Below are 7,594 nucleotides of genomic sequence, written 5' to 3'. Positions count from 1 at the left end.
GCCGTCTTCGAGATGAGATTTCCATGCACCTTGAGTGTGAGAGGCTCCCAGCAGACTACTGGGTTGATAGGCCGGATGTGGAAGCGGGGACTAACGACCCGTGGAGCTGACCGGTACTAATAAGCCGAAGACTTGACAACACAATTATTTCCCACACCCTCACGGGTGTGGGGCTCGCGTCCACTTTGTGGTTCCCGACAGACGATCGGGAATCAAACTGAATACTTCAGCTACAGCTGAGGAACAGTTTTGATCCAGGATTGGGTCGAAAGTGTTCCGGTGGTCATAGCGAGAGGGAAACGCCCGGTCACATTCCGAACCCGGAAGCTAAGCCTCTCAGCGCCGATGGTACTGCAAGGGGGACCTTGTGGGAGAGTAGGACGCCGCCGGACTCAACGTAAGAAGATGTGGCCATCGGCCCTCCATCGAGAACTCGCAGGGGAGACCCTCGTTCTCGGGAGGCCGGTGGCCACATTTGTTTCTGCTGCAGGTCGCTCGACTCGCACGCCCGTTCGTGATGGACTGGGCGCGCGCGGGCGGTACCGTGCAGCGCCAACACAACGACACAGCGGACGATGGCCTGGGCGAGCGCTCGGGCACGCACAGAGGAGCAACGGTGGCGAACGACGACGATCAGCGGCGGAACGACGGCGATCGCGGAGACCGATCTGGTCGCGATGGCGACCGTGGCCCTCGGCGCGACGGCGGGAACCGCTGGTCGTCCGGCCCCCGTGACTTCGAGCGTCGTGAGGGTGAGCGGCGCGATGCTCCTCGTCGCGACGGTGACCGTCCGGCTCGCGGCGGCGGTCCATCGCGCGACGGCGCTCGTTCCTTCCGGGACGGCGACCGTCCGTTCCGCGACGGGGGACGGCGTCCCGCGTGGCGCGGGGATCGTGACGACTCGAGCCGACCTCCTCGCGGCGATGGTCCGCGTGGTTCGGATCGTCCGCGTCGTGATGGTGACCGTCCGGTCCGTTCGGATCGTCCTGCTCGTGACGGTGATCGCCCGTTCCGTTCGGACCGTCCCGCTCGTGACGGCGATCGTCCGCGTCGCGACGGTGATCGTCCGTTCCGCTCGGACCGTCCTGCTCGTGACGGGGATCGTCCGCGTCGTGACGGGGACCGTCCGTTCCGTGGCGGCGACGACCGTCCGCGTCGCGATGGCGATCGTCCGTTCCGTTCCGACCGTCCTTCCCGCGACGGCGACCGTCCGTTCCGTTCGGACCGTCCCGCCCGTGACGGGGATCGTCCGCGTCGTGACGGCGACCGTCCGTTCCGTGGGGGCGACGACCGTCCGCGTCGCGATGGCGATCGTCCGTTCCGTTCCGACCGTCCTGCCCGCGACGGTGATCGTCCGTTCCGTTCGGACCGTCCTGCTCGTGACGGGGATCGTCCGCGTCGTGACGGCGACCGTCCGTTCCGTGGCGGCGACGACCGTCCGCGTCGCGATGGTGACCGTCCGTTCCGTTCGGACCGTCCCGCCCGTGACGGGGATCGTCCGCGTCGAGACGGGGACCGTCCTTTCCGTGGCGGCCAGGACCGCGACCGCGGAGGCCGCGACGACCGTCAGCGCTTCGGCGACGGCAGCCGTCACGCCGGCGCTCGCTTCGGCGAGGCCTCGCGGGACGACTGGGAGGACCGGGACCCCTACGGCACCAAGTCGATCCGTCCCCGCCACGAGGACCCGGAGATCCCCGAGGACATCCAGGCCCGCGACCTCGACAAGGTCGCCCGGGCCGAGCTCAAGACGCTCAGCAAGGACAACGCCGACTGGGTCGCCCGTCACCTCGTGGCAGCCGCGCTCCTGGTCGACGAGGACCCGGAGACCGCGAACCAGCACGCGCTGAGCGCTGCCCGTCGTGCCGGACGGGTGGGTGTGGTCCGCGAGACCGCAGCCATCACGGCGTACCGTCTCGGCGACTTCGCGACGGCGCTGCGAGAACTCCGCACGTACCGTCGCATCTCCGGCCGGAACGACCAGCTGCCGATGATGGTCGACTGCGAGCGTGGGCTCGGCCGGCCCGAGCGGGCGCTCGAGCTCGGTCGGTCGGTCGACCGTGCGGCGCTCGACACCGCGGTCCAGGTCGAACTGGCCATCGCGATGTCCGGCGCACGCCTCGACCTCGAGAATCCCACAGCCGCGCTCGGTGAGCTGGAGATTCCACAGCTCGACCCGTCCACTGCCTACAGCTGGTCCCCGGCGCTCTACAGTGCTTACGCGGCCACGCTCGAGGAGCTCGGCCGTCAGGACGAGGCCGACGAGTGGTGGGCCCGTGTCGATCGTGCGGCAGCGGCGCTTGCCGAGGTCGCCGACGAGAACGCTTGGGAGACAGTTGATGTGGTCGAGGAAACGCTCGAGGTCGAAGGATCCGCAGACGAGTTCGCCGGAGCCGTCGACGACGAGCCCGACGCCGAACTCGCCGACGAGCCGCTCGGCGACGAGCCCGACGACGACGAGCCAGCCGGCGACGAGCCCGGCGAGCTCGACGACGACAACCCCGCCGACGTCGACGGGTCCGCAGCCGACTGACGTCCCGAAGCCGCCGACGGACGGTGTGGACGTCGTCCTCACCGACCTCGACGGCGTCGTGTACCGCGGTCGGCACGCCATCCCGCACGCGGTCGAGGCGCTGACCCGTGCCTCGCTGCACGCGCGCGTCGGCTACATCACGAACAACGCCTCGCGCCGACCCGTCGACGTCGCGGAACACCTCGAGCGCTACGGGCTCGAGGTGTCCGAGGACGACGTGGTGACGTCGTCGCAAGCCGGGGTCCGGTTGCTCGAGACCCTGGTCCCGGCCGGGTCGACCGTGCTGGTGACCGGCGGCCTCGGCCTGACGAGCATCGTCGAGGCTGCCGGCTTCACGGTGACCTCCAGCGCCGAGGACTCCCCGGCCGCGGTCATCCAGGGCTTCTCGCCGGACCTCGGTTGGACGCACCTCGCCGAAGCGTCGTTCGCCCTGGCCGACCCGGACGTCCCGTGGGTCGCCACGAACATGGACTGGTCGATCCCCGTCGAGCGCGGCATCGCGCCCGGCAACGGCACGCTGGTGTCGGCCGTCCACCAGGCAGTCGGTCGGATGCCCGTCGTCGCCGGAAAGCCGGAGCGACCGATCTTCGATGCGGCGCTCGCGCGGTTCGGCGGTGAGCACCCGCTCTTCATCGGCGACCGCCTCGACACCGACATCAAGGGAGCGAACGACGCGGGGATCCCCAGCGTCCTCGTGCTGACGGGGATCGACAAAGCGAAGCAGGTCCTCGCCGCCGATCAGCGTTCGCGACCCACGTTCATCCTCGACGACCTCCGTGGCCTCTCCGAGCCGTACCCGGTGACGGTCCGGCGTGAAGATCCGGACGGCACCCGCTACGCGACCGTCGGAGCGGTGACCGTCGCCATGCGCGGGCACGTCGTGCGCGTCCTGGACGACGGCGACGCGATCGACCTGCTCCGCGCGGGCACCGCGCTCATCTGGGAGTCCGGGCTCGCGATCTACGGCCTCGACGTCGATCCGAAGCTGTACGGCGGCGAGTAGCGTGGCCGAGGTGTCGAACCACGAGCAGGACCCCGTGCGCGAGCCGTTCGACGACGGAGCGGGCACTACGCCGGCGGCCGGTCCCACGGCGCCGGACGACGCCGTCGAGCGCGACCGCTTCGCGCACCGCACCGAGGCAGCTGAGGCCTTGCCGCTGACCGAGCGCGCTGACGCCTTCTCCGCGCTGTACGACGAGCTCCGCACCCGCCTCGAGAGCGGCGGCAGCACGAGTGCCTGACGAGCACGCCCACGCCGACGAGACCCTGCAGGACGAGCGCCCGGTCCGACTCGACGCCCTCCTCGCTGCGCGCGGGCTCGCGAAGTCCCGCACCGCGGCCTCGAAGCTGATCCAGGACGGTCGCGTGACGGTCGGCGGGACCCCTGTGGTCAAGCCGTCCGCGTCGGTGCGGCCGTCGGCGTCGATCCACGTCGACGGTGCGGACGAGTGGGTGTCCCGCGCCGCACTGAAGCTCGTCGCCGCGCTCGACACGTTCGCCATCGACCCCGCCGACCGCGTCGCGCTCGACGTCGGTGCGAGCACCGGCGGGTTCACGCAGGTGCTCCTCAGCCGCGGTGCTCGCCGCGTGGTGGCCCTCGACGTCGGGCACGGGCAGCTCGACCCGATGGTTGCCCTCGACCCCCGCGTCGTCGTGGTCGAAGGGACGAACGCACGCAACCTGACGGCCGACGACTTCCGGGCACTCGACCCCGCCGCCACCGAGACGAGTCTCGTGGTGGGGGACCTGTCGTTCATCTCGCTCCGGCTCGTCCTGCCCGCGCTGGTCGAGTCGGTTCCCGCCGACGACTTCGTCCTGCTCGTGAAGCCGCAGTTTGAGGTCGGGCGGGGCGGCGTCCGAGAGGGCATCGTCCGCGACCCGGCACTCCGGAACGACGCGCTCATGAACGTGCTGTGGGCGGCATGGGACCTCGGGCTCGGCACGTCGGGGCTCGCAGCGTCGCCGATCGTCGGGACGCACGGCAACCACGAGTACCTGGCGCGTTTCCAGCGGGATGTCGGTACCAATCCGACAGAATGGATCGTCCGGGCGACCGAACTGACGGAAGGGACGGCATGAGCGACGACCGGCACATCCTCCTGGTGTCCCACACGGGCCGCCGTGACTCGATCGACGCTGCGGTCGAGGTCTGCGACCTCCTGCACGCCGCCGGTCTCGTTCCGGTCATGCCGTTCGACGAGTACGCCGACATCCGTCGTGCCGAGGCCTCTGTCGGACAGGTGGACATCCTCGGTGTCGACGTCCACGCCGACCAGCTCGAGATCGTGATCGTGCTCGGGGGAGACGGCACGATCCTGCGCGCCGCAGAACTCGTGCGCGGGACCGGCGCTCCGATCGTCGGGGTCAACCTCGGACACGTCGGGTTCCTGGCCGAGAGCGAGCGGGACGGCCTCCGCGCGACGGTCGAACGGGCACTGTCCGGCGACTACCACGTCGAGGAACGCGTCACACTCCAGGTCGACGTCGTCGTCGGCAACGAGATCGTCTACTCCTCCTGGGCGCTCAACGAAGCGACCATCGAGAAGGCCTCCCGCGAACGCATGCTCGAGGTCGTGACCGAGGTCGACGGTCGCCCGCTGTCCTCGTTCGGCTGCGACGGTGTCGTCGTCTCGACACCGACCGGTTCCACCGCGTACTCGTTCTCCGGCGGCGGGCCGATCGTCTGGCCGGACGTCGACGCCCTGCTCATGGTGCCGCTGAGCGCCCACGCCCTGTTCGCACGGCCCATCGTGGTCGGACCGGACTGCACGCTCGCGATCGAGGTGCTCCGTCGGACGAGCGGCGTCGGCGTGCTGTGGTGCGACGGCCGACGGACCCACGACCTCGCACCAGGCGCTCGCGTCGAGGTCCGACGTTCGCCGGATCCGGTGCGCGTCGCACGGCTCAAGGACGCCCCGTTCACCGACCGACTCGTCGCGAAGTTCCAGCTGCCCGTCGCCGGGTGGCGCGGCCCGCAGCAGGACGACGAGGACACGCTGTGATCGAGGAGATCTCCATCTCGGACCTCGGGGTCATCGGCGAGACCACCCTCGAGCTCGGGCCCGGCTTCACCGTGGTCACCGGCGAGACCGGCGCGGGCAAGACGATGATCGTCACCGCCCTCGGTCTGCTCCTCGGTGCGCGGGCCGATGCGGGTTCGGTGCGACGGGGTGCGTCGACCGCAGTGGTCGAGGGCCGGTGGCACGTACCGGAGCACGACGCCGTCGCCGAGCGCGTCGAGGACGCTGGCGGCACGGTCGAGGACGGCGAACTCATCCTGACGCGCACCGTCTCTGCCGAGGGGCGCAGTCGCGCGACCGTCGGCGGGCGCAGTGCCCCGGTCGCGGTGCTCGGCGAGCTCGCGGACCAGCTGGTCACGGTGCACGGGCAGTCCGACCAGATCCGCCTGACCTCGGCCACCGCACAGCGTGCGGCCCTCGACGGGTTCGGCGGTGCGGCGCTCGAGAAGGTCCTCGCCGCGTACGTGCGGGCGTACGACACCTGGCAGCAGCACACCGGCGACCTCGAGACGCTCACCCGGGACCGCGACGACCGCGTTGCCGAGGCCGAGCGCGTCCGTGCGGCTTCCGACGAGATCGAGGCCGCGGACCCGCAGCCCGGCGAGGACGTCGAGCTGGCCGACCGCGCCGAGCGACTGGGGAACCTCGAAGAGCTCCGGCTCTCCGCCGGGCTCGCGCACGAAGCGCTGTCGAGCGAGTCCCTCGACGGCGTGCAGGACGTCGTCGGGCTGGTCGAGTCCGCCCGCCGGGCGATCGAACGGGTCGTGTCGTCCGACGCCGAGCTGCAGCCCGTGCTCGAGCAGCTGACGGAACTCGGGATCCAGGCGTCCGAGGCCTCGGCGAGCCTGTCGAGCTACCTCGGTTCGCTCGAACCGGACGCCGGTCACGACCTCGAACTCATCAACGAACGTCGGTCGCTGCTCGCCGGTCTCACCCGCAAGTACGGCGAGACCGTCGACGACGTGATCGCCTACGGTCAGCGGGCGAGCGACCGTCTCCTCGAGCTCGACGGGGACGACGACCGGATCGTCGCCCTGCAGCAGGCGGTCGAGCAGGACGAGCGCGCCCTCGCCGACGCCTCAGCCGCGCTGACCGCGGCACGGTCCAAGGCCGCGAAGGACCTCGCCAAGCGGGTCACCGCCGAGCTGAAGTCCCTCGCGATGGCCGGAGCGACCCTCGTCGTCGAGGTCTCCGACGCCGGCGACTACCGACGCCACGGACGCGACCAGGTGTCGATCCTCCTGCAACCGCACTCCGGAACCGATCCCCGGCCGATCGGCAAGGGCGCCTCGGGCGGTGAGCTCTCCCGGGTGATGCTCGCGATCGAGGTGGTCATGGCGGGCAGCACGACGGTCCCGACGTTCGTCTTCGACGAGGTCGACGCCGGCGTCGGCGGCGCCGCGGCGATCGAGATCGGCCGTCGTCTGGCGAAGCTCGCCGAACGCACCCAGGTCATCGTCGTGACCCACCTCGCTCAGGTCGCGGCGTTCGCGAACAACCACCTCAACGTCGTGAAGGACGCGAGCGGCGCAGTGACATCGTCGAGCGTCCGTCGCCTCGAGGGCGACGACCGCCTGCAGGAGATGGCACGCCTGCTCTCGGGTCTCGGTGACAGTGCGAGCGGGATCGAGCACGCGCGCGAGCTCCTCGACGTCGCCGGCCAGAAGGCCTGAGCGCGTCTCCACACGCCGATCCAGGAGGCGCGGCTCACGCCCGCGCCGCACGGTGCGTCGATCGTCGGCTGGTGCGGGGTTCGCGGCATGGTGCGGGGCTGTGATCGGGCACCGTGCGTGCAACCTCGCACGGAATGGCGGAGTGCGCACGGGGTGGCGGGCGGCGTGTGGGCCGGGCAGCTCCGCACGGTGCGTCGGTCGTCGGCTGGTGCGGGGTTCGCGGCATGGTGCGGGGCTGTAGTCGGGCACCGTGCGTGCAACTTCGCACGGGATGGCGGAGTGCGCACGGGGTGGCGGGCGGCGTGCGGGCTGGGCAGCTCCGCACGGTGCGTCGGTCGTCGGCTGGTGCGGGGTTCGCGGCATGGTGCGGG

Annotated in this window: 6 protein-coding genes and 2 rRNA genes; all 8 read left to right on the top strand. The window is 70.7% G+C overall.

Features of this window, described 5'->3' with window-relative positions:
• A 23S ribosomal RNA gene (locus tag ACNQOV_RS02820) occupies positions 1–140 on the top strand; the annotation flags it as partial.
• A gap of 135 nt (positions 141–275) precedes the next feature.
• Positions 276–392 (top strand): 5S ribosomal RNA (rrf, locus tag ACNQOV_RS02815).
• A 1,397-nt stretch (positions 393–1,789) separates the two neighbouring features.
• A complete protein-coding gene (locus tag ACNQOV_RS02810; RefSeq protein WP_416393300.1) occupies positions 1,790–2,530 on the top strand; it encodes a hypothetical protein in 741 nt (246 codons plus the stop codon).
• A gap of 25 nt (positions 2,531–2,555) precedes the next feature.
• A complete protein-coding gene (locus tag ACNQOV_RS02805) occupies positions 2,556–3,533 on the top strand; it encodes an HAD-IIA family hydrolase (protein WP_042724101.1) in 978 nt (325 codons plus the stop codon).
• 10 nt (positions 3,534–3,543) lie between these two features.
• Positions 3,544–3,771, top strand: coding sequence for a hypothetical protein (locus tag ACNQOV_RS02800; protein WP_416393299.1), 228 nt, complete (start codon positions 3,544–3,546; stop codon positions 3,769–3,771).
• Entirely contained in the window at positions 3,764–4,609 is an 846-nt protein-coding gene (locus tag ACNQOV_RS02795) for a TlyA family RNA methyltransferase (protein WP_416393297.1), read from the top strand. Before ACNQOV_RS02800 ends, ACNQOV_RS02795 begins: the two co-directional genes overlap by 8 nt.
• On the top strand, positions 4,606–5,532 hold the full coding sequence (locus ACNQOV_RS02790; protein WP_031263263.1) for an NAD kinase: 927 nt from the start codon (positions 4,606–4,608) through the stop codon (positions 5,530–5,532). Before ACNQOV_RS02795 ends, ACNQOV_RS02790 begins: the two co-directional genes overlap by 4 nt.
• On the top strand, positions 5,529–7,223 hold the full coding sequence (gene recN, locus ACNQOV_RS02785) for a DNA repair protein RecN (protein WP_022908498.1): 1,695 nt from the start codon (positions 5,529–5,531) through the stop codon (positions 7,221–7,223). The genes ACNQOV_RS02790 and recN overlap by 4 nt, the downstream gene beginning before the upstream one ends.
• Positions 7,224–7,594: the final 371 nt, after the last annotated feature.

It is taken from the genome of Curtobacterium sp. LFS084, assembly GCF_047977705.1.
Taxonomy (GTDB): domain Bacteria; phylum Actinomycetota; class Actinomycetes; order Actinomycetales; family Microbacteriaceae; genus Curtobacterium.
The sequence above is the reverse complement of the archived record's forward strand: the minus strand, read 5'-3'. Positions and strand labels throughout refer to the sequence as shown.